Annotated in this window: 29 protein-coding genes and 1 riboswitch; of the genes, 23 read left to right on the top strand and 6 right to left on the bottom strand. The window is 39.5% G+C overall.

The window, feature by feature from the left end; translation table 11 throughout:
- Positions 1 to 107: 107 nt before the first annotated feature.
- Positions 108 to 953 carry a MurR/RpiR family transcriptional regulator gene (locus ACFQZ9_RS04660; protein WP_498942516.1) on the bottom strand — a complete coding sequence of 282 codons (846 nt, stop codon included), beginning with the start codon at positions 951 to 953 and terminating at the stop codon, positions 108 to 110.
- A gap of 215 nt (positions 954 to 1,168) precedes the next feature.
- Here ACFQZ9_RS04660 and ACFQZ9_RS04655 point away from each other — a divergent pair, with 215 nt between their 5' ends.
- A complete protein-coding gene (locus ACFQZ9_RS04655) occupies positions 1,169 to 1,753 on the top strand; it encodes a DNA-3-methyladenine glycosylase I (protein WP_498942515.1) in 585 nt (194 codons plus the stop codon).
- A gap of 25 nt (positions 1,754 to 1,778) precedes the next feature.
- On the opposite strand, the gene ACFQZ9_RS04650 is transcribed toward ACFQZ9_RS04655, so the two are convergent.
- Positions 1,779 to 1,928, bottom strand: coding sequence for a YuzK family famiily protein (locus tag ACFQZ9_RS04650; protein ID WP_498942514.1), 150 nt, complete (start codon positions 1,926 to 1,928; stop codon positions 1,779 to 1,781).
- Positions 1,929 to 2,235: 307 nt separating this feature from the next.
- On the opposite strand from ACFQZ9_RS04650, the gene ACFQZ9_RS04645 reads away from it, so the two are divergent.
- Positions 2,236 to 2,703: a CBS domain-containing protein gene (locus tag ACFQZ9_RS04645; RefSeq protein WP_498942513.1), complete on the top strand. Its 468-nt coding sequence runs from the start codon at positions 2,236 to 2,238 to the stop codon at positions 2,701 to 2,703.
- 55 nt (positions 2,704 to 2,758) lie between these two features.
- Here ACFQZ9_RS04645 and ACFQZ9_RS04640 read toward each other — a convergent pair whose 3' ends face one another.
- Entirely contained in the window at positions 2,759 to 2,920 is a 162-nt protein-coding gene (locus tag ACFQZ9_RS04640; protein WP_165976193.1) for a hypothetical protein, read from the bottom strand.
- 380 nt (positions 2,921 to 3,300) lie between these two features.
- Here ACFQZ9_RS04640 and ACFQZ9_RS04635 point away from each other — a divergent pair, with 380 nt between their 5' ends.
- The 10 genes from ACFQZ9_RS04635 to ACFQZ9_RS04590 all read left to right on the top strand — a co-directional run bounded on the left by ACFQZ9_RS04635 (position 3,301) and on the right by ACFQZ9_RS04590 (position 10,362).
- The gene (locus ACFQZ9_RS04635) at positions 3,301 to 3,966 is read left to right on the top strand and encodes a TetR/AcrR family transcriptional regulator (RefSeq protein ID WP_498942512.1); all 666 of its coding nucleotides are present in this window, start codon (positions 3,301 to 3,303) and stop codon (positions 3,964 to 3,966) included.
- 18 nt (positions 3,967 to 3,984) lie between these two features.
- Positions 3,985 to 4,734 (top strand): GTP pyrophosphokinase, encoded by a 750-nt coding sequence (locus tag ACFQZ9_RS04630; protein ID WP_498942511.1) that lies wholly within the window; start codon positions 3,985 to 3,987, stop codon positions 4,732 to 4,734.
- A 199-nt stretch (positions 4,735 to 4,933) separates the two neighbouring features.
- Positions 4,934 to 5,767 (top strand): DUF8832 domain-containing protein, encoded by an 834-nt coding sequence (locus ACFQZ9_RS04625; RefSeq protein ID WP_498942510.1) that lies wholly within the window; start codon positions 4,934 to 4,936, stop codon positions 5,765 to 5,767.
- A gap of 127 nt (positions 5,768 to 5,894) precedes the next feature.
- Positions 5,895 to 6,209 (top strand): metal-sensitive transcriptional regulator, encoded by a 315-nt coding sequence (locus tag ACFQZ9_RS04620; RefSeq protein ID WP_498942606.1) that lies wholly within the window; start codon positions 5,895 to 5,897, stop codon positions 6,207 to 6,209.
- 15 nt (positions 6,210 to 6,224) lie between these two features.
- Positions 6,225 to 6,431: a copper chaperone CopZ gene (gene copZ, locus ACFQZ9_RS04615; protein ID WP_198309932.1), complete on the top strand. Its 207-nt coding sequence runs from the start codon at positions 6,225 to 6,227 to the stop codon at positions 6,429 to 6,431.
- A gap of 78 nt (positions 6,432 to 6,509) precedes the next feature.
- Positions 6,510 to 6,619: riboswitch (TPP riboswitch) on the top strand.
- Positions 6,620 to 6,785: 166 nt separating this feature from the next.
- Positions 6,786 to 7,778, top strand: a complete 993-nt coding sequence (locus ACFQZ9_RS04610) for an ABC transporter substrate-binding protein (RefSeq protein ID WP_498942509.1) — start codon at positions 6,786 to 6,788, stop codon at positions 7,776 to 7,778.
- Between the two features lie 14 nt (positions 7,779 to 7,792).
- Positions 7,793 to 8,083, top strand: a complete 291-nt coding sequence (locus ACFQZ9_RS04605; protein ID WP_198309934.1) for a thiamine-binding protein — start codon at positions 7,793 to 7,795, stop codon at positions 8,081 to 8,083.
- Position 8,084: 1 nt separating this feature from the next.
- Positions 8,085 to 8,852: an ABC transporter permease gene (locus ACFQZ9_RS04600; protein WP_498942508.1), complete on the top strand. Its 768-nt coding sequence runs from the start codon at positions 8,085 to 8,087 to the stop codon at positions 8,850 to 8,852.
- A complete protein-coding gene (locus ACFQZ9_RS04595) occupies positions 8,849 to 9,595 on the top strand; it encodes an ABC transporter ATP-binding protein (RefSeq protein WP_498942507.1) in 747 nt (248 codons plus the stop codon). Before ACFQZ9_RS04600 ends, ACFQZ9_RS04595 begins: the two co-directional genes overlap by 4 nt.
- Positions 9,592 to 10,362 (top strand): TatD family hydrolase, encoded by a 771-nt coding sequence (locus ACFQZ9_RS04590; RefSeq protein WP_498942506.1) that lies wholly within the window; start codon positions 9,592 to 9,594, stop codon positions 10,360 to 10,362. Before ACFQZ9_RS04595 ends, ACFQZ9_RS04590 begins: the two co-directional genes overlap by 4 nt.
- Before the next feature lie 33 nt (positions 10,363 to 10,395).
- Here the strand turns inward: ACFQZ9_RS04590 and ACFQZ9_RS04585 are convergent, their stop codons facing one another.
- Positions 10,396 to 11,688 carry a DUF4309 domain-containing protein gene (locus tag ACFQZ9_RS04585; protein ID WP_498942505.1) on the bottom strand — a complete coding sequence of 431 codons (1,293 nt, stop codon included), beginning with the start codon at positions 11,686 to 11,688 and terminating at the stop codon, positions 10,396 to 10,398.
- A 146-nt stretch (positions 11,689 to 11,834) separates the two neighbouring features.
- On the opposite strand from ACFQZ9_RS04585, the gene ACFQZ9_RS04580 reads away from it, so the two are divergent.
- From ACFQZ9_RS04580 to ACFQZ9_RS04540, 9 genes are all read left to right on the top strand, one after another.
- Positions 11,835 to 12,500, top strand: a complete 666-nt coding sequence (locus ACFQZ9_RS04580; RefSeq protein ID WP_498942504.1) for a YfjL-like protein — start codon at positions 11,835 to 11,837, stop codon at positions 12,498 to 12,500.
- Positions 12,501 to 12,624: 124 nt separating this feature from the next.
- Entirely contained in the window at positions 12,625 to 13,527 is a 903-nt protein-coding gene (locus ACFQZ9_RS04575; RefSeq protein ID WP_498942503.1) for an alpha/beta hydrolase, read from the top strand.
- Between the two features lie 105 nt (positions 13,528 to 13,632).
- A complete protein-coding gene (locus ACFQZ9_RS04570; RefSeq protein WP_498942502.1) occupies positions 13,633 to 14,040 on the top strand; it encodes a hypothetical protein in 408 nt (135 codons plus the stop codon).
- Between the two features lie 103 nt (positions 14,041 to 14,143).
- Positions 14,144 to 14,986: a hypothetical protein gene (locus tag ACFQZ9_RS04565; protein WP_498942501.1), complete on the top strand. Its 843-nt coding sequence runs from the start codon at positions 14,144 to 14,146 to the stop codon at positions 14,984 to 14,986.
- 174 nt (positions 14,987 to 15,160) lie between these two features.
- Entirely contained in the window at positions 15,161 to 16,189 is a 1,029-nt protein-coding gene (locus ACFQZ9_RS04560; RefSeq protein ID WP_498942500.1) for a tripartite tricarboxylate transporter substrate binding protein, read from the top strand.
- Between the two features lie 63 nt (positions 16,190 to 16,252).
- On the top strand, positions 16,253 to 16,708 hold the full coding sequence (locus tag ACFQZ9_RS04555; RefSeq protein ID WP_498942499.1) for a tripartite tricarboxylate transporter TctB family protein: 456 nt from the start codon (positions 16,253 to 16,255) through the stop codon (positions 16,706 to 16,708).
- A 22-nt stretch (positions 16,709 to 16,730) separates the two neighbouring features.
- Entirely contained in the window at positions 16,731 to 18,257 is a 1,527-nt protein-coding gene (locus ACFQZ9_RS04550; protein ID WP_498942498.1) for a tripartite tricarboxylate transporter permease, read from the top strand.
- Positions 18,258 to 18,339: 82 nt separating this feature from the next.
- Positions 18,340 to 19,965, top strand: a complete 1,626-nt coding sequence (locus ACFQZ9_RS04545) for an ATP-binding protein (protein WP_498942497.1) — start codon at positions 18,340 to 18,342, stop codon at positions 19,963 to 19,965.
- Positions 19,928 to 20,650 (top strand): response regulator, encoded by a 723-nt coding sequence (locus tag ACFQZ9_RS04540; RefSeq protein WP_498942496.1) that lies wholly within the window; start codon positions 19,928 to 19,930, stop codon positions 20,648 to 20,650. The genes ACFQZ9_RS04545 and ACFQZ9_RS04540 overlap by 38 nt, the downstream gene beginning before the upstream one ends.
- A gap of 91 nt (positions 20,651 to 20,741) precedes the next feature.
- Here ACFQZ9_RS04540 and ACFQZ9_RS04535 read toward each other — a convergent pair whose 3' ends face one another.
- Both ACFQZ9_RS04535 and ACFQZ9_RS04530 read right to left on the bottom strand, forming a co-directional pair.
- Entirely contained in the window at positions 20,742 to 22,016 is a 1,275-nt protein-coding gene (locus tag ACFQZ9_RS04535; protein ID WP_498942495.1) for an MFS transporter, read from the bottom strand.
- Between the two features lie 26 nt (positions 22,017 to 22,042).
- A complete protein-coding gene (locus tag ACFQZ9_RS04530; RefSeq protein ID WP_498942494.1) occupies positions 22,043 to 23,350 on the bottom strand; it encodes an alkaline phosphatase family protein in 1,308 nt (435 codons plus the stop codon).
- A 136-nt stretch (positions 23,351 to 23,486) separates the two neighbouring features.
- Between ACFQZ9_RS04530 and ACFQZ9_RS04525 the strand changes: the two genes are divergently transcribed.
- Both ACFQZ9_RS04525 and ACFQZ9_RS04520 read left to right on the top strand, forming a co-directional pair.
- Positions 23,487 to 24,425 (top strand): carbohydrate kinase family protein, encoded by a 939-nt coding sequence (locus ACFQZ9_RS04525; RefSeq protein WP_498942493.1) that lies wholly within the window; start codon positions 23,487 to 23,489, stop codon positions 24,423 to 24,425.
- A gap of 97 nt (positions 24,426 to 24,522) precedes the next feature.
- Positions 24,523 to 24,966 carry an OsmC family protein gene (locus tag ACFQZ9_RS04520; RefSeq protein WP_198309951.1) on the top strand — a complete coding sequence of 148 codons (444 nt, stop codon included), beginning with the start codon at positions 24,523 to 24,525 and terminating at the stop codon, positions 24,964 to 24,966.

Genomic DNA, 24,966 nt, shown 5'->3' with positions numbered 1-24,966 from the left:
ATCTTTTAAACTTTACTTTTAGGTGTTAATCGATTTGCTGTAGTTGAATTCTTTTGAAAGACAATTTTTGGAATCGCTTTCAATTTTTCAACCACCTCCTTTAAGGTTTATTCTTTAAAAACATGAAAGCTTGAATAAAGCATTTCTAGTTTTTGCTGATGGGAATGGATTCGTTTTTGATCTTTTTGTTGGATTCCTTCGATAATCAGGTCAAGTAAACTAATGACGGATGCAATCGAATTCACTCCAGTATCGGCGTTCTCTTCTGTCGTAACGACAATATTTGAAATTCGCCCAATGGGTGAGAGGAGGCGGTCCGTAACCGCGATTATTTGAATACCGTGGTTTGCAGCACACTCCGCTATTTTAATCGTTTCATTTGAATAGCGCGGGAATGAAAAAACGACAACAACCGAATTTTTTGTAAGATTACAAAATTGCTCGACAAAATTTCCATTAGGGGAACATAGGTTGACGTTTTCCCTTAAGGTACTAAGCCTATAGGAAAACCAGTAGGCTGCAGCGTGGGAAAGACAATATCCAGCAATTAATACTTGGTCAGCCTTAATCAGGGTATCTACTGCATTCCAAATCTCATCTATATTTGTTGGATTGAGCATATGTCTTAAAATATGGACTTCATTTTCAATTACCTTTTTAAAGGGATCATTGATTTCTTCTTGTTGACTTCTATCAAAAAACTCCGCCTGATGTTGTTGAAGCAGTTGATTTTGTATCGTTGTCTGCATGTCACTAAATCCTTCAAAACCTAGTGCGAAAGAAAGTCTAATCACAGTGGTTTCGCTGACGCCAGTTTTTTTTCCAATTTGATAAGCTGTTTTGAAGGCAAACTCATCAAGATGTTCAATGAGATAATTGGCCACTTTTTTTTGGCCAGCTGATAAAAGGGAGAACTTTTCCTTTATTAAAAGCTTAATAGGTAGTTGTTTCATTTCATCCTCCTTCCTTACTTTAGCAGATTAGAGAATTAGTAAGGTAGTAATTCAGTGAATTAAATCCTTCGCTTTTTTACTTATTCTGCATGAAATCCTTTAACACTTAATAAATTATCATATTTTTGCTAAAAATAGAAGAATTATTTTTAGTTTTCGGACTTTTTTAATAAAAAACTAATTTATGGTATTTTAAAAAGAGGAGGTGGTAATAAATGAATCGATGTGGCTGGGTAAATCAGGATCCATTATATATCGATTATCATGACCACGAATGGGGCGTGCCGGTTTATGATGATCGCCAGCTATTTGAGTATTTGAATCTTGAAGGAGCGCAGGCAGGATTAAGCTGGTATACGATTTTAAAGAAACGCGCCAATTACAGGGAGGCATTCGACAACTTTGAGGCAGAAAAAATTGTTCGCTATAATGATCGAAAAATTGAAGAGCTGCTAAACAATAAAGGAATTGTCCGGAATAAGTTGAAAATCCATGCGGTTATTACGAATGCAAAAGCGTTTTTAAAAGTGGTGGAGGAATTCGGTTCGTTCAGCGCCTATATCTGGTCATTTGTCGATGGAAAACCGATTCAAAATCACTTCGAGGACTTATCGAAAGTCCCTGCGACTACTAGTATTAGTGATAGGCTTAGTAAAGACCTAAAAAAGCGCGGCTTTAAATTTGTCGGCACAACGATTTGTTATGCCTTTATGCAGGCCGTTGGAATGGTCAATGATCATGTGATGACATGTGACTGTTATATGAAGTTAAGGAATGAAAACACAAAAGGGAACAGGTGAATGTAAACCGGTTCCCTTTTTCTATTTAGGTTGCGTAGGCATAAAGTTTACTCGTGATTTCTGCAAGCAATCTCTTACTTTCTCGATAATTTCGTTCTCGTTGATTTTCAACTCTAATTCTCACTGAATGCTTTTGACTATATACTTGATAGCCAACTCCATGAGCCTTGTGCATGGCTTTTTCCATTTCACTCGTGTAATTCAATTCTAATGGATTGATAAAAAATCCCCTCCGTTAGGTTTTTTATTGAACAAATACATCTTACCATCAATGTATTTGTATTCACAAAGCGGATATACCAGTGTATGCCTCCGTATCAAGCGCCTAGTAAGAGTGTCAGGAGGTCACCTCGTCAATCCTTAAAATAATGGCAGTTTCCTTCCAATATGGGCATGTTTTAGCAATAAAATCATTGAAGGTTCCAAATAATAGAAGTTACATAGCTGTTCATTATTAATACAACAGAAAGCGGTGCTGCGTTATGAAAGTAAAGGATTTTATGATAACAAGTGTGATTGCCGCCAGTCCTGACGCAACAATTAAAGATGTAATGAAAATAATGGTTGAAAGAAAAATCGGTGGTGTGCCGATCATGGATAAGGAAGGGAAATTACAGGGGATTGTTACGGATGGAGATATTTTGAGGGCGATTCAACCGGTTGACCGAAGAATTAATGACTATTTTTCTTTTATCAGTTATCATTGGGAACAAAATTTAGAGAGCAGGATTAAAGAGATGGCGAATCTGAAGATCATAAAAATTGCCAAAACCCATGGTTTGGTAACGGTTTCACCTGAGGATGATGTGAAACAAGTGGTACAACTTTTAGCGAAACACCATTTTAAAAAGCTGCCGGTGATTGATCAATACAGTCATGTGCTGGGGGTCATTAGCAGGGGGGATATGATTCGCTGCGTTCAAAACACGGTATTTGATAAGATGCGTTAAAAATAAGCCCATCACTTCAGTGGGAAGTGATGGGCTTAATAAAATGATTATTTATTTAATTCATTGATTTGTCCAGCAGGAAATCTCCTTTTGGTAAGGTAATAATCTTTCCACCAATTTGCACATGAATGGTATCGTTAAAGATGGCCTTCACGATTCCTTTTAAGGAAATGGTTGAATTAATGTCAATTTTTTTCGGTTCAGAATTGGCTGCCAAATTATTCACACCTTCCAAGGTAGTATGGTGATATTATATAGGATGAAAACCAGAAAACACTAGGCAGAAGTATTGGGAATGTATTATTATTCACATCATATGAAGATCATTCCGGCAGGTGCCTAGATATTCTCAATCCTACAGTAATTTTCTTTAATAATTCGGTGAAAAAATCAAAAATCCTGTTCATTTCAGAAATTTTTAATAAATTATGTTCATGTTATTCCAATTTCATTTAGTCAAGGGGTGCCAACTAAGAAGTGGATATAACATGAACTATGGTTCATAGTATTACATGGTTTAAGAAAACTGTCAATGGAAATATGAACAGAGGTTCACCTTTTTATTATTTATGATATGATTGGACCTGAGGTGATAAAATGTCAGACCGTGAAGACCAGTTGGTTGGTGATTTTCCTTTTGTACCAAAACAAGAGCGTGCTCAGCAAAAAAGGAATGCTCTGCTAGAAAGTGGTCATGCATTGTTTATTTCGAAGGGATATGAGCAAACCACCGCAAAGGAAATTGCTGCCAAAGCAGGGGTTGCTACAGGGACCTTTTATCGGTATTTTTTAGATAAACGTCAATTATTGATGTCGCTATTAGAGGATAAAATTGAAAAACTTATGCCTCCTGAACCAAGCTGGGTAAACGGGAATCCTGAAACCAGGTTAGCTGAACTGCTTGAAGCGCATGGGAATAGGTTGCAACGGCTTGGATTACATCGTGTTTTACCAGAATTATTATTAAAGGATCCGGAGCTTTCAGAGGTTATCGCTTCTGCAAAATTAAAAATTCACGGCAGAATCTATGCAGGATTGCAAAAGGCTTGTGAGAAGGGGCTAACCTGGAAGGACTTAGATTTAAATACGCTTACTTGGTCGATTATGCTGCTTGCTGAGAATACAACCGGTAAAGTGTTGGAATCAGGGGATACCGAGGAATATCATAAAACTGCTAAAGTAATCTGTAGAATGGTTTTCCCTCCTGAAGTATTGAAAAAATTACAAAATGGCGAAAAGTACGAAGAAAATATAGAGAATTGAGAGAGAGGGAGTTTTCGGTTGGAAATTGAACAATTCCTTAATATAAAAGAGATTAAAGAATTAAAGGTTGAATTAATACGTTTTATGATGGCTTATAAGTTTGCCTTGGATGAAATGAATACAAAAATAAATATTCTTCAGGATGAATTTAATTTTATTCATGACTATAACCCGATCGAGCATGTGAAGTCGCGGTTAAAATCACCGGAAAGTATATTAAAAAAGGTTTACCGCAAAGACTTCGATTTTACGTTAGACAGCATCAAGGAAAATATTAAGGATATTGCAGGAATAAGAATTACCTGCTCCTTCCGATCAGATATTTATGAAATAAGTAAGATGATTGCAAACCAAAAGGATGTTAGAGTTGTTGAATATAAAGATTATATTCAAAATCCAAAACCAAATGGCTATCAAAGCTTGCATCTTATTTTGGAAGTCCCGATCTTTATGTCTGACCGGGAGGAATTAGTTTATGTAGAAGTCCAAATCCGAACGATCGCAATGGATTTTTGGGCAAGTTTAGAGCATAAAATTTATTATAAGTATAATGAGGAAGTTCCAGAGAAAATGATTGTAGAGTTGAAGGAAGCTGCGACCATGGCTACTCATTTGGATCAAAAAATGGAACGACTTCACAAAGAAATATCGGTCATCAAAGAGGAGAATAAAAGAAAAGATGAGACTAGCATTTTTAATCTTGTTGGTCATCAATTCTCAATTCCCATGTTAGAGACATTAATGGAAAAGGTCGGGGACCGAAAGTAAAAGCACTTTTTTAAAAAGGTGCTTTTTTTATTGCTCATTAAAGGGAATTTACCCATATATAAATGGAAAATATTTTATTTTTCGTTTGACATTTTACTATAGGGGGGTATAGTATATTGTGTATATAAGCTACACAAATTAAATAAATTTTAGCCGACGGGTTAGATTAAATACCAAATAATAGAAGGGAAGTAATGTAATGAAAAAATGGGCACTTGCGGCAGTAGTATATTTGCTCGTTATTATTGGCGGCTATTGGGTATACGATGCGAATTTTAAGACGGAAGCTAAGTCAACGATGGATATGAATCATGAATCACCGGTTTCAACAAGTGAAAGTCATGCCCATAATGATTCAGGGTCTGGCGGCAACCATGAGAGTACAGGTACAGAAGCAGGAGAAGTAAAACCAACCTTTAGCTATAAAGATGGCAAAATAGAAATCATCCTAAAGGATATGCAGGGTGATCCTGTTAATGACCTTGAAGTAAATCATGAAAAACTGATGCATTTAATTGTGGTGAATGAACATTTAGACCAGTATTATCACATCCACCCCAATGAAATCGGTCCAGGGAAGTTTGCAATTCCCTACCAATTAGCGGATGGTCCGTATAAAGCGTTTATTGATGTAAAGCCAAAGAATTTGAATTATAAAGTAGAGCCTGTTCCCTTTACGGTTGGTAATTCAGTAGAAAATCACAGCCATCCTTCATTAGTACCTGACCAAACTTTTATTAAAACCATTGATGGAAAAACTGTCGGAATGAAAGTAAGTTCATTTGAAGATGGAAAACAAGTCACTCTACAGTTTAAATTGGATGAATCCACACTTGAGCCGTATTTAGGTGCTGCCGGTCACGTCGTCATCCTAAACGAAAATGCTGATCAATACTTGCATGTTCATCCAAAAGATGAAAGTAAACCGGTATTTGAAACCCAATTTGACCATCCCGGAATCTACAAAATTTGGGCAGAATTTAGACAGGCTGGAAAAGTTAGGGTGTTTCCATTTATAATTAAAGTTAAGTAAATACTCTGGATAGTAGAACAGGATGTCAAACTATTTCCTTACTTTTACTATACCGGGGTATGATATAATATCCAAAAAGGAGGGTGTGCGGATGTCTGGTGAAAACAATTATAATGAAGAATTAATAATGGATGATGCGTGCTGCGCTTCAGAAGGCAGCCACAGAAAAAGCCATCATTCAGATAAAGTAAAAAACAATCTCGTAACACGTCTCAATCGGATTGAGGGCCAGATACGTGGAATTAAAGGATTGATTGAAAAAGATACCTATTGTGATGATGTGATTACGCAAATTTCCGCAACCCAATCAGCCCTAAATAGTGTGGCAAAGATTTTACTAGAGGGACATTTAAAAAGCTGTGTCCTTGAAAGGATTCAAGAAGGGGACATGGAAGTTCTTGATGAGGTTCTTGTAACGATTCAAAAATTAATGAAAAAATAATGGAGGATTCCTAAAATGGAAAATATTACTTTAAGTGTTAAAGGAATGTCTTGCGGCCATTGTGTGAAAGCAGTAGAAGGGAGTGTAGGAGAGCTCCAAGGTGTTAAACAGGTAAAAGTCCATCTTGATAATGGCACAGTTGATGTTGAATTCGACCAAAATGTTATTAACCTTAGCAAAATTAAAGAAACCATTGATGATCAAGGATATGATGTGGTTTAAGTCTCTATAAAAAATAAACATATAATGCTAGCATATTAAAACACTTCTGTTATAATGAGTATGGAAATAAACTTCATACATTAAATGTAGGGGAGCCGGTGTTGCCGGTTGAGAGTTCGTTCTAAAAACGATAACCCTTGGAACCTGATCTGGGTGATACCGGCGGAGGGAACATATTCTTAAACAAATAAGTTGTTTGCCAATATGCACTCGAGGTTCTAAGAGCCCGGGTGCTTTATTTGTTGTTTGGGAAATTTTGTTCTATTATGCTTATAGCAACCGGATTGTTTCTCATAGGCAATTCTAGTTTTGTTTCCAACAGATTCGGATTATACATATGGGGGAATAAAGAAAATGAAAAAGTTGTTTGTTCTACTACTTACCGTTTTTCTGATTGCTGGCTGCAGCAGCAAAAAAGAGACAGATACGGCTAAGGAAAATACGAAAAAGCTCAAAAAGATTACGGTCGTTCTTGACTGGACGCCAAACACAAATCATACAGGGCTTTATGTGGCAAAAGCAAAGGGATATTTTAAGAATCAAGGCTTGGATGTTGACATCATTCAGCCGGGAGAAACAGGTGCTGATCAGCTTGTTGCATCTGGAAAAGCGGATTTTGGCGTTGGCTATCAAGAGGGTGTCACGCAGGCACGTGTCCAAGGTGTTCCGCTTGTATCCATTGCTGCGGTTATCCAGCACAATACATCGGGATTTGCTTCGCCCGTTGACAAAAATATTAAAGCACCAAAAGACTTTGAAGGAAAAACATATGGAGGATGGGGTTCTCCTGTTGAAAAGTCCGTCATTACTTCTTTAATGGATAAAGAACATGCCGATGCAAATAAAGTAAAAATCATTAATATGGGAGATACAGATTTTTTCACTGCTGTGAAAAGAGATGTTGATTTTGCCTGGATTTATTATGGCTGGACCGGTGTAGAGGCAGAGCTTCGCCATCAAAAAATCAACATGATCTACCTTACTGATTATTCTAAGAAACTTGACTATTATACACCAGTGTTAGAAACAAACGAAAAGATGATTGCCAATAATCCTGATACTGTTAAAGCCTTTTTAAAGGCAGCATCAGAAGGATATGGATTTGCAATTAAAAACCCAGATCAAGCAGCAGATATTCTCATCAAGGCAGCACCAGATTTAGATCCAAAGCTTGTCAAGGCAAGTCAGAAATGGCTATCACCTAAGTACCAGGATGATGCGTCTCAGTGGGGAATACAAAAAAAGACTGTTTGGGAAAACTATGCTTCTTGGATGTATGACCATAAGCTTCTTGATAAAAAACTGGATGCCGAAAAAGCATTCACGAATGAATTTTTACCAAAATAATGGAGGGGTTTCACATGGCAAATGCCTTAGTGAGCATTCAAATTATACCGAAAACAAAGGATGGAGAAGATGTTATTCCTTATGTGGATGAAGCCATCCGTATTATTGATGAATCAGGAGTAAAATATCAGGTTCATCCTTTGGAGACCACGATGGAAGGTAAGCTTGAACATTTATTTAGTGTTATCACCAAAATGAATGAACGCATGATGGAAATTGGCAGCAAAAACGTGATTTCGCAAATTAAGGTATTGTATCAGCCGTCAGGAATCACGATGGATCAATTAACGGAGAAGTATCGCTAAAATGAAGAAACTGCTTTTAAAAGGGTGGAGACCAGTGTTGGTTCTCCTCCTTTTGTTCGTGATATGGGAAATGATTGTAAAGACCGCAAAAATCGAGGAGTGGCTGCTGCCGGCACCATCGAAGATTTTTACTGAAGCCATCCGCGGCTGGAGCGAATTTTACCCGGATTTATTCTCGACAACAAAAATTGCTTTATTTGGTTTTGTAATCGGTGCGGTGATTGGTTTAGTGGTGGCGGTGATTCTTTATTTAATTCCGGTTTTACGAGATTCGTTTTATCCGTTACTCATTCTTTCACAAAATGTACCGACCATTGTGCTTGCTCCGCTTTTAGTGATTTGGTTCGGGTTTGGGCTGCTGCCGAAAATGATTGTGATTACACTAGTTTGCTTTTTTCCTATCACTGTTGCGGCACTCGACGGTTTCAGGCAGACGCCCGCAGAATTAAGACATTATATGATGATGGCGGGGGCTTCGAAAACGCAGGTTTTTTGGAAATTGGAGTTTCCCTTTGCATTGCCATCGATTTTTTCCGGCTTGAAAATTTCAGCAACCTATAGTGTGATGGGAGCCGTTATTTCTGAATGGCTTGGTGCAAAACAGGGGATTGGTGTCTATATGACAATGGCATCCTCATCATTTCGCACTGATCGTGTGTTTGTTGCCATTTTTGCGATTATGCTATTAAGCCTATTATTTTTCTTATTAATAGTGTTGGTGGAACGCCGGGTTGTCCGCTGGCGGGTAAAAGGAGATGAGGGAAAATGAGCCATCTTATGCTGAAAAAAGTATCGAAAAGCTTTGGTGCAAACGAGGTTATGGACGGGATGAATTTTTCCATCAAAAAGGATGAGTTTGTTTCTATCATTGGTCCTTCAGGCAGTGGAAAGAGTACGATTTTCAATTTAATTGGCGGAATGCTGGCTCCAGATCACGGTCAAATCATGCTGGAAAATAAGGTCATTAACGGAATGCGTGGTTTGATTAGTTACATGCCGCAGACTCCCTCGCTGCTTCCGTGGAGGACCATCCTTGATAATGTGGTGCTTGGACAAGAGCTTCAAGGGAAAAAAGAAATCGGCAAGGCGAAGGAAATGCTTGAGATTGCCGGTCTCGCGGATTATGAAAAAGCTTATCCGCATGAGCTATCCGGTGGGATGAAACAACGGGCGGCGTTTATCCGTGCTTTATTAAGTCCGCAAGCAGTAATTTGTTTGGATGAACCTTTTTCAGCCTTGGACGAATTGACCCGTTTTGAGATGCAACAATGGCTGTTAACTGTGTGGGAGTCAAACAAAAGGACGGTTTTGTTTATTACCCATAATATTGAAGAAGCCTTGTATCTTTCCGACCGAATTCTTGTGTTATCGCAAAAGCCTTCGAAGGTAATCAGTGAAATAGAAGTCCCGTTTTCGAGGCCGCGGGACGCAAGCATCCTGTTGGAAGAGCCATTTTTGCAATGGAAACGGAAGGTTCATTTTACATTAACGGGGCAGGGGGGATTGCGATGAAAATGATCGATGCCCATATTCATTTAGATCATTATAAAGACGAAGAAATTCAGGTAATCATGGCTGATTCTAGTTTGATCGATGCTCTCGTTTCAGTTTCGTTTGATCTTGAATCCTGTAAAAGAAATCTACAATTGGCCGGGAGGTTTAATAAAGTTAGACCTGCCTTCGGCTTTCATCCTGAGCAGCCGCTCCCCAGTGTCTATGAACAGGAGAAGCTTTTTCAGTGGATGGAGGAGCATCGAAAAGAGATGGTTGCCGTTGGAGAGGTTGGGCTTCCTTATTATACTCGGCTGGAAGGCAAAATTTCTAACAAGGAGTATGGGAAGTATATCGAGCTATTAGAGAATTTTATGCAAAGGGCAAAGGACTGGGAGAAACCGATTGTTCTTCATGCCGTCTATGATGATGCTCCGCTTGTTTGCGATTTGTTAGAAAAATATTCATTGACAAAAGCTCATTTTCATTGGTTTAAAGGAGACGAAAAGACAATTGAAAGGATGATCGAAAACGGCTATTTCATTTCTCTCACACCGGATGTGGTGTATGAAGAGGAAATCCAGCAATTAGGATCAATCTATCCTTTGGAACAAATGATGATTGAAACGGACGGACCATGGCCATTTGAAGGACCATTTGCAGGGATAATGACCCATCCGAATATGATGGAAGAATCGATTCGAGTGATTGCCGAAATTAAAGGACTTTCAGTTGGAGAGGTTTCGGAAAAATTATTTGAAAATACGGTTTCGTTTTATCAAATTTAAAGCGTCTCAGCCTAAAAGGTGAGACGCATTTTTTCATTTGTAAGCCTTTTGTCCAAGTAATGTTTGAAGGTCGACGATTTCAAAACCTTTTCGAGTTAGTTCTTCAATGATGTGTGGCAGGGCTTTAGCTGTTTGTACTTTATCATCGTCCGAATGCATGAGGATGATGTCGCCATTTCGGATATTTTTCAAAACATTGTTTTCAATATTACTGCTTTCCATTTGCGACCAATCCAGTGTATCAATCGACCATAGAACAATCTTATAACCATTTTGTGTCGCGGTGGAGATAACCGTATTATTTACAGCGCCATAGGGTGGACGAAGCAGTGCAGGTTTTTTACCAATTACTTCATATATCTCCTCATCTGTTTGAGCCAAATCTGTTTTAATTTCCACAGCTTGACGTTTGCTTAAATCATGATGATAGTAACTATGGCTTAGCACAAGATTTCCATTGGTATATGCCTTTTGGACAACCTCTGGATACTTTTTTACTTTCTCCCCGATAAAAAAGAAACTCCCTTTCACATGGTAGTTTGCCAACGTTTCAATAATGCTTGGTGTATTTAGAAGGTCAGGACCATCATCAAAGGTCAGTGCGACTCTTTTTCGGTTAGGGCCATTAAGGAATACAGAATTTTGATGAATTTTTGCAATGGGAATCATTTGATTGCGCCAGTTCTGCATATTTTGCCAAGCTGTCTCCGATAAGTTTTTCGATACCCCTTTTATCGGAAGGATATAAGGAGTGGTGGTAGTTGAGACTGCATCATTTGGAATTAATACGGAAATGTGATCGACCTTTCCAGTATTTTTTGGAATGATGAAACGAAGCTCGATTTGCTGCGTGATTTTATAGCCATAGATTTGGTCGTCCTGATTGGTTCTTTGATAGTCTGGTTCGCCTAAAGTTTTTACGATTTGTTGGTAGGTTAGCTGATGAAGTTGCTCATCGTAAGAACGGATATCCACCAAAATATTTTTTGTGTTATATCCAAATACGGTGTGTTTTGCAGGGTAATTGGCATAATTCATTCCTTCAACTTGATCGGTATTAGCAGCAGGGCCCCATTGCTTTATAACATCATTTATTGAATTTGTGTGTACAGCAAAATGGCTCGTAGGTATTTTACCTTCTTTGGCATGTTCCGTTATTTTTTTTAATAATGGGTATTTCGGTTCTTTATAATCTGGAGGGGTTACTTGGTGTTCTTCGGTATTTTTCCCAGTGTGTTCTTTATTGGGCTCTGAATCATCTTTTGCAAAAAGACTGCAGGCAGTTAGGGAGATCAGGCATAGAAAATAAAGAAGAAATTTACTCATGTGAGCCTCCTTTGATGAGAATTCTTGTAACTCCATTTTACTTTTAAACAATGTCATAAAAAAGACAAATTTTCTAAAAAAGTAAGAAGGAATAATGAATTTCAAAATTGAATAAAATATTATAAATATTCTGAAATTATTAGGGGGTGGTGCATATAAGGTTCAGCAGAGTTCTAATAGGGATTATTTTTTTTCTTATTGTCACGCTCAGTCTTTTTGTCTATGCCGGGTTTAATGGCACACCGTGGGAGAGGCACCATCAGAGTAAAAATATGGAACGCTATTTGAATCAAAAATATCATACTGCATTTATTATAAAAAATATTGATTATAATTTTTTAAGTGAAACGTATCAGGCTTATTCCTATCCGAAGGGTCATCCTGAACTGGTATTTACGGTGGAAGAGGATGTAGATGCTGCTGCCGGCTATTCAGATACATTTCCAAAAGTCTTTTGGGAAAGTGAGTTATCAAATAATCTGAAAAAAACTATTAAAGGACTATTCCCCCGCTTGGACAAAACAACATTTACCGCCGATCGAATTGTTGATCGAGGGGAATATTTTGGTTCCCATATACCAACCTATCAAAACATCTATACATCGCAGCTAGCCTGCTCAATTACTATTTTTATGAAAACTAAATGGGAAAAAGTGAAACAAGTCGCGGAACTTGAAAAAATGAAAAGGCTAAGCCAGCATTTAAAATCGATTCATTTTCCTGTACTTATTCAAGTAACTTATGAAAAGGAACGAAATGAAAAAGACAAAGTGTTTTTTATAACAGAGGATGGCAGGGTTGTCGATAAATAGAATGCGAAAGGCATACTACTTTTTTTAGTGGTGTGCTTTTTTTGTTGTGGATGGAGGATTTTAAGAATAGACCGGAATGGACAAAATGGAGAGTAGTACTGGATTGTGATAGAGGAGAGCAAAAATGGCAAGTTTACGCAGTGTTATTTTTAAAAAGATAATGAACCGCGCAATTCTTAGAACGGTTGGAACAAGTATTGAAGAAAAGCGCAGAACGATGGACAGGGCGTCCTTAATGTGGACAAGAGTTCCGAAGAATTGTATGGTGGAAAAGGTGTATATAGAGGGAATAGAAGCGGAATGGCTTAGAAATAAGCTTGTCGCCGAAGATAAAGTACTGCTCTATTTTCACGGCGGTGCTTATACATATGGATCAACGGACTCCCACCGGGCATTAGCCGGGAAAATTGGGAAGGCAGCAGGTGTAAGGGTGCTGCTCCCAGAATATCGATTGGCACCGGAAAATCCATACCCTGCTGCGATTGAGGATGCGGTGAAGATTTATAAATGGTTATTAGAGCAGGGATTTGAATCCAGTAATATTTTCGTGGCCGGTGATTCTGCCGGCGGGGGCTTGAGTCTAGTGTTAGCTCTTGTATTAAAAGAAGAAGGAATAGGGTGTCCAGCTTCGATTATATGTCTGTCTCCATGGGTTGATTTAACGAGTAGCGGGGGCAGTTATACAAAAAAGGTAAGGGAAGATCCTTTATTTACACCGGATGGTATTAAAAAAGCAGCACGGGTATATGCAGGAAATGAACCATTAACAAGTCCGTTTATCTCCCCCGTTTATGCGGATTTAACAGGCCTTCCGCCTTTGTTTATTCAAGTAGGAAGCGAAGAATTATTACTCAGCGATGCAGAAATGCTCGCGGCACAGGCAAGAAGATATCAAGTACGTGTGAATTTTAAAGTTTGGCAAGGCATGTGGCATGTCTGGCAGCTAACCGGAGACCTCCTCCCCGAAGCCAAACAAGCCATCGCCGAAATCGGAGACTTTGTCAAACGCGGTGATAAAGTAAAGTGATGCAGTGACAGGCACCGTACGTGGACTTTTTGGTTGATTTGTCCGTGTGAGGTGGACAGTGCTAGGGTTTAGGCTGATTTTTGTGTGGAATTGGGGTATTGTGTATTGAATTTGATTAAATTTTTGGTTAGAACGCAGGTTATGGCGATTATCGTTGGAGTACTGCGTATTATTTATTTATATATTTTAGCTTTTCTTGATCAACCAGATCGGGCTCTTCAGTATATTAACTGGTTTGTGTATGGATTGGCGATTGTTTTTGGAATTCTTGCTTTCTATATGACTAGATATTTTCTCGGCAGAAAATGGCTTGAAGTTTTACTTGTACTGATTTCCTACCTTATTATCTATCAGCCAATATTACTTATTTTGCAAAGCACACTATTTAATCACTACACAGGGTATGATCCAATCATAAATTTTTTAGCGATTTCAACCGGACTTGTTTATTTTGTCATCACAGCATTTGGAATGGTTTTGGCATATTGGTTTGGTTCTTCCAAAAGGGATTGATTTTTTCAGGTAAAAGTGGGGAATCGAAGCCTTGTTCTATTCTCAATATTTTCGTGGAACATGATATAATTTAGCTACTTATGCAGAAGAAGGAAGTGGAACGATGGCAATCCAACGCCCGCAAATGGAACAATCAGAATTGACTCATTATATTCCTCCGAAAGGGGAATTTGAAACTTTCCGTGATGAGGAGCATTTTAAGGAAAAACTTCGAGAGTGGGGGTTATCTGCCTCAAAGGAAGAGTTTTGGTACAAAGAGCGGAACTACCAGCGGTTAGTCTCTATTAAAGGTTATGAGATTTATGGCCGTGACAATGATTCGAATACGCTCGTCATCGAATTTCAGGATGGTAATTTAAGCTGTATCCATCCGGCTTATTTAAAGGAAATGCAGCAGGCGAGCTTTGGAAAAGAGAGTATGTTTACGGTTGAAGAAAAGGATGAGGAAAAAGCTGGTCCGCAGGATTCGCATACGGAAAATGCCACTTTGGAAGAGGTTCTGGCGACTGAACCTGATGAAAAAGCTGAATCGGCTGCTAAGGCAACTAAGGCTCCTGAGCCAAAAAAAGCGAAAGAGCCAAAGAAACCGAAAAAAGAGAAGGCAAAGAAGCTTGATCTTCCTGCAGATAAAGTTCATTTCACTGCTACTGTTAAACAGTTTGCGATGACCTACAATGCATTTTCCGAAGAAAATGATGAAGTAGTCATTTTAGAGAATGTCACCATTGTCCAGGAGTCACCGCTTGAGCTTGAATTTGCTTGGTGCAGCCATAGCAAGACACTTAAAAAATTTGAGCTGGCAGCAGGGGACAAGCTCGAATTTGACGGAAAGGTTGCGGCAAAAAAATTACCGAAGGGAAAAGAAGTTGAAGAAGAGTTCATCGTGGATGTCGCTGTGCATTATAAAATCAATAATCCTTCTAAGATTGTAAAACAGGAAAAATGATGATTGAAAAGGGACTTTGAAAAAGGTCTCTTTTTTGATTTGAAAAAATATGAACCCGCCGTGAACTTTATGAACAAAATGGCGGTTAAGTTTTTTATGCGGTTTAACTGTATAAACTATGAATTTATCTGAAATTTTATAAAATTAAGGAAACGGTTACAAGGGGGAAATGAAATGAAGAGACTAAAGAAAATTTCAGCAGTAATGTGTGCAGGTGCTCTAGCACTCAGCTTGGGGGCATGCAGCAGTAAGGAAACATCAAGCAACAGCACAAAAAAGGAAAGTAAAGGCTATCCGACGAAAGCGATTTCAGTTGTGGCTCCATCAGGGGCTGGGGGTGGATGGGATCTAACAGCCCGCTCGTTTACAAAAGTATTGAGTGAGACAAAGCTGGTGACTCAGCCTTTAACGGTTGAGAATAAGCCGGGCGGAGGCGGCGCCGTATTTATGGCCGAATATGCTACCCAGCAAGCTGAAAATAACGATATGCTGTTTGTCAATTCACCACCGATTATTATCAACAACCTGAAGAAGGAAGGTAACAGCCCTTATGGCTACAAGAACACAACGCCACTTGCGCAATTAACAAAAGATTATGGGGCTATCGTCGTTAAAAAAGATTCAAAGTATAAAGATCTTAAATCAGTTTTGGAAGATGTTAAGAAGGATCCTAGCAAACTAACCTTTGCGGGAGGATCTGCACCAGGATCAATGGATCACCTGATTTCAATCCTGCCAGCCTATAAATACGGTGTTGACCCTACTAAAATCAAATACGTATCCTACGACGGCGGCGGCGAAGCCATTACCGCTTTACTTGGCGGAAACGCGGATGTCATCGGAACTGACGCATCCAGTGTTAAGGAATTTTTAAAAGCCGGTAAAATTCGTGTTCTTGCCGTAACCGCTGCAGATCGTTTATCCGGTGACTTTAAGGATGTTCCAACTGCAAAGGAACAAGGCATAGATGCTGAATTTACAATTTGGCGCGGAGTGTTTGGCCCAGAAAAAATGTCGGCTGAAGCAAAAGCATATTGGGAAAAAGCAATTGATAAACTAGTAAACACTCCGGAGTGGAAAACAGAAGTAGAAACACAAGGCTGGGAATTAGAATACAAGAACAGCACAGACTTTAAAGCATTCTTAGATGAGCAAGAACAACAAGTTCAACAATTATTAGAAGCATTAGGCATGCAGAAGTAATAACAAAGGGAAGGAGCAGCTTTCTCCTTCCCGCTTATTTTTTAGGTAAGGAGGATCCATAAAATGGATATTAAATTCGATCGTATTGCTGCTGTGTTATTTCTGGTTGTCGGAATGTTATTTTGCGTTGGCAGCAAGCATATTGCAAGCTCTGCCTATGGAAGTGTCGTTGGGCCGGACATTTTTCCGTTTGTTCTTGGGATCGCACTTTCATTATTAAGCATCCGTCTGTTTTTTGAAACGGTACGAGGCCAAGGATACAAATTTGGGAAAAAAGAAAAACTTGACTACAAGCCATTTCTAATAATCTTTGTTGCTACCTTGATTTATATTTTAACGTTAGAATCAATTGGTTATGTGATTACAACATTTGTTTTTCTTTTCGTCTGTTTCCAGGCGATGGAACGCGGGAAAATCATTAAATCACTGATTATATCTGCATGTTTTTCAGGAATCGTCTATTTTTTATTCGTGGAAGTGCTAAAAGGTACGCTGCCAGGATGGCCGGTGTGGTTTTAATGTTTAGAAAGGAGGCTTCATGATGGGAACGATTGATTATTTACTGCATGGATTTGGGACAGCATTAATTTGGTATAATTTACTTTTTGCGTTTGTCGGAGTTTTAATTGGGACAGCAGTCGGCGTTTTGCCAGGGATTGGTCCAATGAGCGGTGTAGCACTCCTCATACCTGTTACAGCATCCGTAACCGGCGGGCTTCCGCCAGAACAGGCAGCGACAAGTGCTATCATTTTACTAGCAGGAGTCTATTACGGTGCTATGTATGGAGGCTCGACCACTTCAATTCTATTAAATACCCCTGGAGAGTCCTCCTCGGTTGTCACAACACTGGATGGATATCAGATGGCAAAGAAAGGCCGGGCAGGAAGTGCCTTGTCGATTGCCGCCATTGGATCCTTTGTTGCAGGGATTGTTACCCTGATTGCCTTGATTGCCCTTGCGAAGCCATTATCAACGGTCGCACTTAAATTTGGTCCCTCAGAATATTTTTCACTCATGCTTTTAGGATTAATGGCTGTCAGCGGTCTAGCTGGTAAATCGGTTACTAAAGCGTTAATCATGACAGTATGTGGACTATTATTAGGAACAATTGGAATCGACACGGTATCAGGGATTTCGCGCTTTACCTTTGACATTCCATGGCTCTATCAGGGAATTGAATTTTTAACGGTTGCAGTTGGATTATTTGCCCTTGGTGAAGTATTCAAAACAATTCTGGAAAAAGAAGAAGAAGATGCCGAGATGGCGCGCATTAATAATTTGATTCCATCAAAAGAAGAATTAAAAGAGTCGGCAGGGCCGATTGCCCGCGGTTCACTCCTTGGTTTCTTTGTCGGAATCCTTCCAGGTGCGGGTGCAACACTTGCTTCCTTCTTTTCTTATATTCTTGAAAAAAAGATCTCTAAGAATCCTTCAAAATTTGGTACAGGTACGATTGCAGGGGTGGCTGCACCGGAATCAGCAAATAATGCCGCATCTGGTGGAGCGATGATTCCATTACTAACACTTGGTATTCCTGGATCAGGTACCACGGCAATTTTAATGGGAGCCTTGATGATGTATAATGTTCAGCCGGGCCCGCTGTTATTCGAGGATCATCCAAATGTTGCATGGGGATTGATTGCCAGTATGTTTATTGGAAATGTTATGCTGTTGATCCTGAACCTGCCGTTAGTAAAAGTTTTTGCTAAAATTATTCAAACACCGAAGAAATATTTAATCCCTTTAATTGTTGCCATCTCGATTTTTGGGGTCTATGCTGTACAGGTTTCTACAAATGACCTCCTATTATTGTTAGCATGTGGTCTATTAGGCTATTTCTTTAGTAAAAATGATTACCCAATTGCACCGCTCGTACTGGGGCTTGTTTTAGGGCCGATGATTGAAAACAATTTGCGTAGAGCCTTAACCATATCAAATGGAGATTATAGTGTATTCTTTACACGTCCGATTTCGCTTGCCTTCCTTATAATTGCAGTTCTATGGCTGGTGATTCCAACCTTAATGAAGATGAGAGGAAAACAAGTAATTATTAACGTTGAAGGGTAAAAAATTTGAAAATTTCAGAAAGAACAAAAAACTCCTTTTTTTAAGGGGTTTTTTTTTATATGATAAGAATAGAGGTGTTTGCATGCGTTTACATACGAAATTAATGCTGGGAATGTTCGTACTCATTATTGTCCTTGGCGTTATATTAGAATTTACCTTTAAAAATATCATGGAGACTAATCTTAAGCACGATATGGGAACAAAGGCCCTTTCTGTTGCTCAAACTATTTCGAATATGCCGAGTATTCAAGAGGCTTTTACGACTAACGACCCAGCCGCTATTATTCAACCCATCGCGGAAAAAATACGGAAACAGGTGGGGGCCGAATTTATTGTAATTGGGAACCGCGACGAAATTCGTTACTCGCATCCAAATCCGAACCGGCTGGGACAAAAAATGGTTGGGGGAGATAATGATGCTGTTTTCAAAGGAAAGTCTGTTATTTCGGAATCGATTGGGACATTAGGTCCATCACTTAGGGGGAAAGCACCCATATTTAACAACGGAAAAGTTATCGGTGTTGTCTCCGTTGGCTACATGCAGAAAGATATTCATACAGAGGTTGCAAAAATTCAGCGAAAAATCTTTTTTGCCACTCTCCTTATTTTAATCGGGGGATTAATCGCAGCCCTATTAATCTCCTTAAATATAAAACGTGCAATATTTGGACTTGAACCAAAAGAAATTGCATGGATGTATCAGGAAAAGCATGCCATCCTGGAGTCGATCCATGAGGGGCTTATCGCAATCGATACAGAGGGAAGAATAACAGTCGTGAATGAAACAGCTCATAAAATTTTAAATGAGCCACTCGATGTTTTGCTTCGCGGGAAAAAAATTGAAGACGTATTGGAAAATACCCATCTATTAGATGTAGTAAAAACAGGACAAGCCGAGTATGATCAGGAAATTATCATTCATGATGACGTTTATTTGGCGAACCGCATTCCGATTTTAGGTAAAAGAGGTGAGGTGATTGGAGCAGTTGCGAGTTTCCGAAACAAGTCTGAGCTTGCCAATCTTCTCCAGGAATTATCTCATGTGAAAGCCTATGCTGAAGGGCTGCGGGCACAGACACATGAATACTCTAATAGACTTTATACTTTACTTGGATTAATCCAACTTGGCTCCTATAAAGAAGCAATTGAGTTTATTTCTAAAGAAGTAGATTTTGCCCAGGGTTTCATCCATTTTTTAATGAGGGAAATACCGGACCCGATTATTGCCGGATTTATTTTAGGCAAGGTCAGCTTGGCTAGTGAGCTAAAAATTCTTTTTTCAATTGACCGTGAGAGCAGTTTTCAAGATGTTCCGAAGGAGATTAGTAGGGAAACCCTAGTAACGATTATCGGAAATCTGATTAATAATGCGTTTGATGCTGTACGGGACAATGGCAAGGAAGAAAAGAACGTTACATTATTTTTAACCGATCTTGGGAAAGAACTGATTATCGAAGTTGAAGATAATGGAAAGGGAATATCATTAGCGGATCAGGAGCGGATTTTTCAAGCAGGTTTTACGACAAAGAATACAGTTAGTAATGCCGGGATTGGTCTAAGCCTTGTTCAAAAGGCGATAAGGGACCTTGAGGGTTATGTTACTTTATCATCCGAAGAGGGTGAAGGGACGATTTTTACGGTAGCGATACCGAAAAGCAGGGGGTGCCTACATGAAGAAGAGCCGCGATATCGAAGTGTTAATTGTTGAGGATGATTTACGGATTGCGGAAATTCAAAAGCGTTTTATTGAAAAAATAGAAGGGTTCCAGACCGTGGGAATTGCTGTAAATTATGAGGAAGCAAAAACCTATATCGAACTATTGCAGCCTGATCTTCTTTTATTGGACGTCTATTTTCCAGATATGAATGGGCTTGATTTGCTGAAGGAGACAAAACAGCATGAGAAGCAAATGGACGTTATTATGATTACCGCAACAAAAGAGATTCATAAAGTTCAAGAGGCCATTAGTATTGGTGTTTTCGATTATATGATCAAGCCCGTTGTTTTTGAGCGTTTTAAGCAGTCGTTAGTACGCTATCAGGAATATCATCGGAAGCTGGTGGAATTACGCGATGAAAATCTGCATGTCACCCAGCAGCAGGTGGACAAGCTGCTGCGGAAGGAAGTAGGCGGGACTGGAGCAGCAAATGATAAATCCTATTTGCCAAAAGGTATTGACCCGCTGACACTGGATAAAGTACTGGATGTTCTTGGAAAAGTGGATTTCGGTCTGACCGCAGAGGTCGTCGCCAAGGAAATTGGCGTAAGCCGAACCACAGCCAGACGTTATCTCGAGCATCTCATGTCCGAAGAAAAAATTGCCGCAGACCTAGCCTATGGGACCGTCGGCCGGCCTGAAAGAGTATACATCGTAAATAAAAGCGGTGCCTGACACCATAGAAAGACATTTGGGGTGGTTTTGTCCATGTGTAGTGGACATTGTTGAAAAAGGGACTTTGCCGAGGCAAAATCCCTTTTTGGGTTTAGTTGGAGATGGTATTGGATTGGGAGGAGTCTATTTTTTCGGGTACTCTTAGTAGAATCGTGCCGCCAATGACGAACAAAATAATGAGGCTGAATATGCCGCTTTTTGTATCTCCCGCTAGTTTGCCTGTTACACCAACTAAGGTTGGTCCTAAGATAGCGGCAAATTTATAGAAAATATTATAAAACCCAAAAAACTCATTGGCATTTTCTTTTGGGACTAGTCTCGCAAAATACGACCGGCTTAAGGCCTGAATTCCCCCTTGAGAGGAGGCAACGAGCATAGCCAGAATCCAAAAATCCAATGTTGAATCCAGGAAGTAAGCATAGGAACAAATGACAATATACACGAAAATCCCGACAAGAAGCATTTTTTTGGCTCTGAATTTTTCTGCAAGTTTTCCGTATAAAATCGAAAACGGACAGGCTACAATTTGTGTTGCAAATAGAATGATTAAGAGGTTATTAGAACTAATGCCGATATCTGTACCAAATACGGTGGACATGGTAATAACCGTATCGACCCCATCAATATAGAAGAAATAAGCAACGAGGAATAGGAAAAGCGCACGGTAGGATTTGATATGTTTAAAGGTTCCAACCATTCGTTTAAAGCTATTAGATACTGGATTAGGAACGCGCTCGACATAGTACACCTGTTCAACGTTTTTCAGCATCGGGATGGTGAATAATCCCCACCATAAAGCTGTAATCGCAAAGGCAGCCTGACTTGCAACGGTAACGGAAAGAGGGATAATTCCTTTAGATGATAAAATAATTAGGGCGATACTTAGGATGAAGGGAATGGTACTTCCGATATACCCCATCGCGAATCCTCTCGCAGAAATCCGGTTCATCCGATCCTCAGAGGTCACATCGACAAGAAAGGCATCGTAGAAAATATTTGCACCAGCAAAACCGATGACCGTGAACATATAACAGATTAAGAGAATCAGCCATTGATGATGGGGAACGAAGGCTAGCAGCAGGGTAAAAACAATTCCGAGTCCAAAGAAAAAGGTGAAAAATCGTTTCTTAAATCCTTTATAGTCACCGATCGTCCCTAATATCGGCGCACAAATGGAAATCAGCAGGGTGGCAATTGAATTGGCAATTCCCCAATAGGCAGTCGAGTCTACTGCGGCAACCCCTGCATCATTTGCTGCCGATTTAAAATATAATGGAAAAATGGCTGTCGTAATCAGTAAGGAATAGGCAGAATTAGCCCAGTCGTAAAAGACCCAGCTTTTTTCTTGCTTTGACAAACGCTTCATTTTCATCTCCCCCTCGGACGTTTTTTTTAATCTGTCAGGATCTCTGCAATCACTCTCCCATCGGTGTTTCCTAAGTCAAGACCCAATAATCGTGCAAAAGTTGGCCCTTCATCGACCAGATGGGCGGAAGGGATCTTGGTATTCCGAATGCCTTTTCCAGCGGCCATAAAAATCGTAGTATAATTATCTTTTTCAGGAGAATACCCATGCGTTGCCAGCGTGTATTTTTTATCTGCGGTTACATCCTCATGCGAGATTGTTTTAATATATTCCCCATGAAAATCTTCTAAAAAATAATATCCTTTCTTCGCTTCGACCATAAATGTGCACGTTCCGTCTGCACCTTTAGCAGCAGCTTGTTCGCCGTCGATAACTGCTTCAATCCCTGAGTGAGGATCTAGAAGCAATGAGTCTAATAGCTGTCGAACAGCATTCAAACATTCAAAGTCGCATTTGTCTTTGAGATAAATATATGCGGAGCCATCGCAACTTTTACAATAGGCCCGCCAATTATTTATTTTGCCATTTGTGTTGGTTGAAATAAGTTTTTGACGCTGCAGCAGTACGTTCAGATGGAGCGCCTTACTTTCATCTAGAGCGCTATGGTCGCCTAAAATAGCGATTGTTGAATTTTCATAGATGGAAGCTTCCTTTAAGGCAGCGATGATTCGGCCAAGACGTTCGTTATGACGATGGATTGCCGCAATCGCTTCATTTGATGAAAAACCATGATAATGCCGCTGTGTATCTAAATCAGTAAAGTGGACCAATAATAGATGGGGTTTCTTTATTTTAATCGTGTAAACCGTCGATTCAAGGACAAAATTGTCCAGTTCCGGCTGATTTAACCCATTTCGGATTTGTCCAAAGCGCTTATTTAATTCCCATTGGTAACCGGGACTGCCGCTTAAAAGGGAAAGCAAAATTTTATTTTGCCAAGGGTGGTTCGTCCAAATTTCCGGCATATTATAATCAATATTTGCCTTGCCTGTTACCGGCCATAACAAGGCGGCTGTTGTCATATTAGCTTTTTTGGCTTCATCGTAAAGGGTGGTGCCTTGAATGGAATGTCGGTACCAATGCCAATCAGGAGAGAGACGCCCAGGCTGGAAAAGAGTATTATTGATAACGCCATGTCGATTTGGAAAGTTTCCGGTTACAAGGGTTGCATGACATGGATAGGTAATGGAGGGATAAATGGTTTCTACATTTTGGACAATCGCTCCATTCTGGAGGATTGTCTGAAAGTGGGGTAAGGTTTCAAGTATCGGAAAATCTAAAGCGGATAAACAATCGAATGAAATCACAATTAAATGATTGGTAAGACGATTCATACACAGACCTCCGGGTTAGATATTCCAGTTTTCATTTCATTGTACTATAGCGGAAAAGAAAAGAAAATTTCCTTAGAAATAATTTTATAATATTTTGAATTTTATGTGAATGTTTGAAAGGATTGTGGCAAGCACTTTGAAAAAACATGGTGTAATTTCGTTTGGTGAGGCGTTTATCGATTATATTTCGAAGGACCGCAGCAATACCAAGTTTACGCAGCTGTTGGGCGGTGCTACGGTAAATGTGATTGTCGGTACGAGAAGACTAGGACTTCCCTCCTATTATTTATGTAGATTAGGGGTGGATGAGTCTAGTTTATTTGTAGAGCAAGAATTGGCGCGGGAAAAAATCAATACGGAATATTGTGTCCGCACGCCTAGTAAGAAAATTTGTGGTGTATATGTTTATTTAAATGAGAAAGGTGAGCGGACTTTTCATTCCTATTACAATCCTACTCCTGATGAATGGCTGTTGGAGTCAGAATTACAGCGTGATTTATTTGAGAAGGCTAAAATCTTTTATTTCGGTTCCGGGACACTTTTTCATGAAACGGCTAGAGGAACCACTAATCGGGCATTGAAGTATGCAAAAGAGACCGGCTTAATAAGGGCTTTTGATACCAATATCCGTCTGAAGCGCTGGGAGAGTGATGAGCAATGTCGGGAAACAATTCTTTCTATATTGCAAGAAGCCGATTTGGTGAAAATGGCTGAGGAGGAATTGTTGTTTCTGACTGAGACTAGTTCTTTAGAAGATGGACTGGAGAAGCTCTCGGACCTGAAGATTCCTTTTCTATTGGTCACTAGGGGAAGTAAAGGAACATATGCGATTAGGAGTGGTAGCGGAATTTTTGTTCCAGCCGTAAAGGTAAATGCAATTGATACAACAGGGGCTGGGGATGCGTTCATGGCTGCAATATTGTATGGGTTCCATGAAAAAGGGATACCGGAAAACCTGTCACAGGTGGAAAAATATACGCAATTCGCGAACGAAATTGCAGCGCTTTCCACAACGGAAATAGGTGCGTTGACTGCACTTACGAATCTACAGGAGAAAGTGCAAATATTTAAATAGTTCTAGGTTTTCTTGATATCGAATGTGAAAAAATTACTTTCCATTGTAGGTTAGGATTATAATAAAGGAGTATGAAATTTTAAGGAGGGGTTTTTCAATGGGGAGTTCTCGTTTTTCTGTAAATGGTTCATGGCAGGGTGATCGGAATGGTACGGGGCATATTCAAGCAGCAGGATTGGATATAACTGCTTCTGTTCCAAAGGAATTTGATGGTCCGGGGATTGGCTCAAGTCCAGAAGAGCTTTTGATTGCTGCTTCAAATAATTGCTATATGATTACACTGGCAGCGATGATTAGCAACCGCAAAATTGAGGGTGTCAGCTTCGAAGTTGTTTCGGAAGGCATTGTTGATAAAATTGATGGAAAGCTGAAATTTAAGCAAATTAATCATAAACCAACTATTTACATAAACCCGGATGCCGAGGTTACAGTCGAAAAACTAGAGGAACTAGCAGTTCGCGCAGAAAAAGCCTGCTTCATCTCGAACACCCTAAGATGCAGCATCGAATTCTCAGTTCAACCGAAAGTAATCGTTAAATAA

This window comes from Neobacillus sp. GCM10027624, assembly GCF_042675345.1.
Classification (GTDB): domain Bacteria; phylum Bacillota; class Bacilli; order Bacillales; family Cytobacillaceae; genus Neobacillus; species Neobacillus cucumis_D.
The sequence above is the reverse complement of the archived record's forward strand: the minus strand, read 5'-3'. Positions and strand labels throughout refer to the sequence as shown.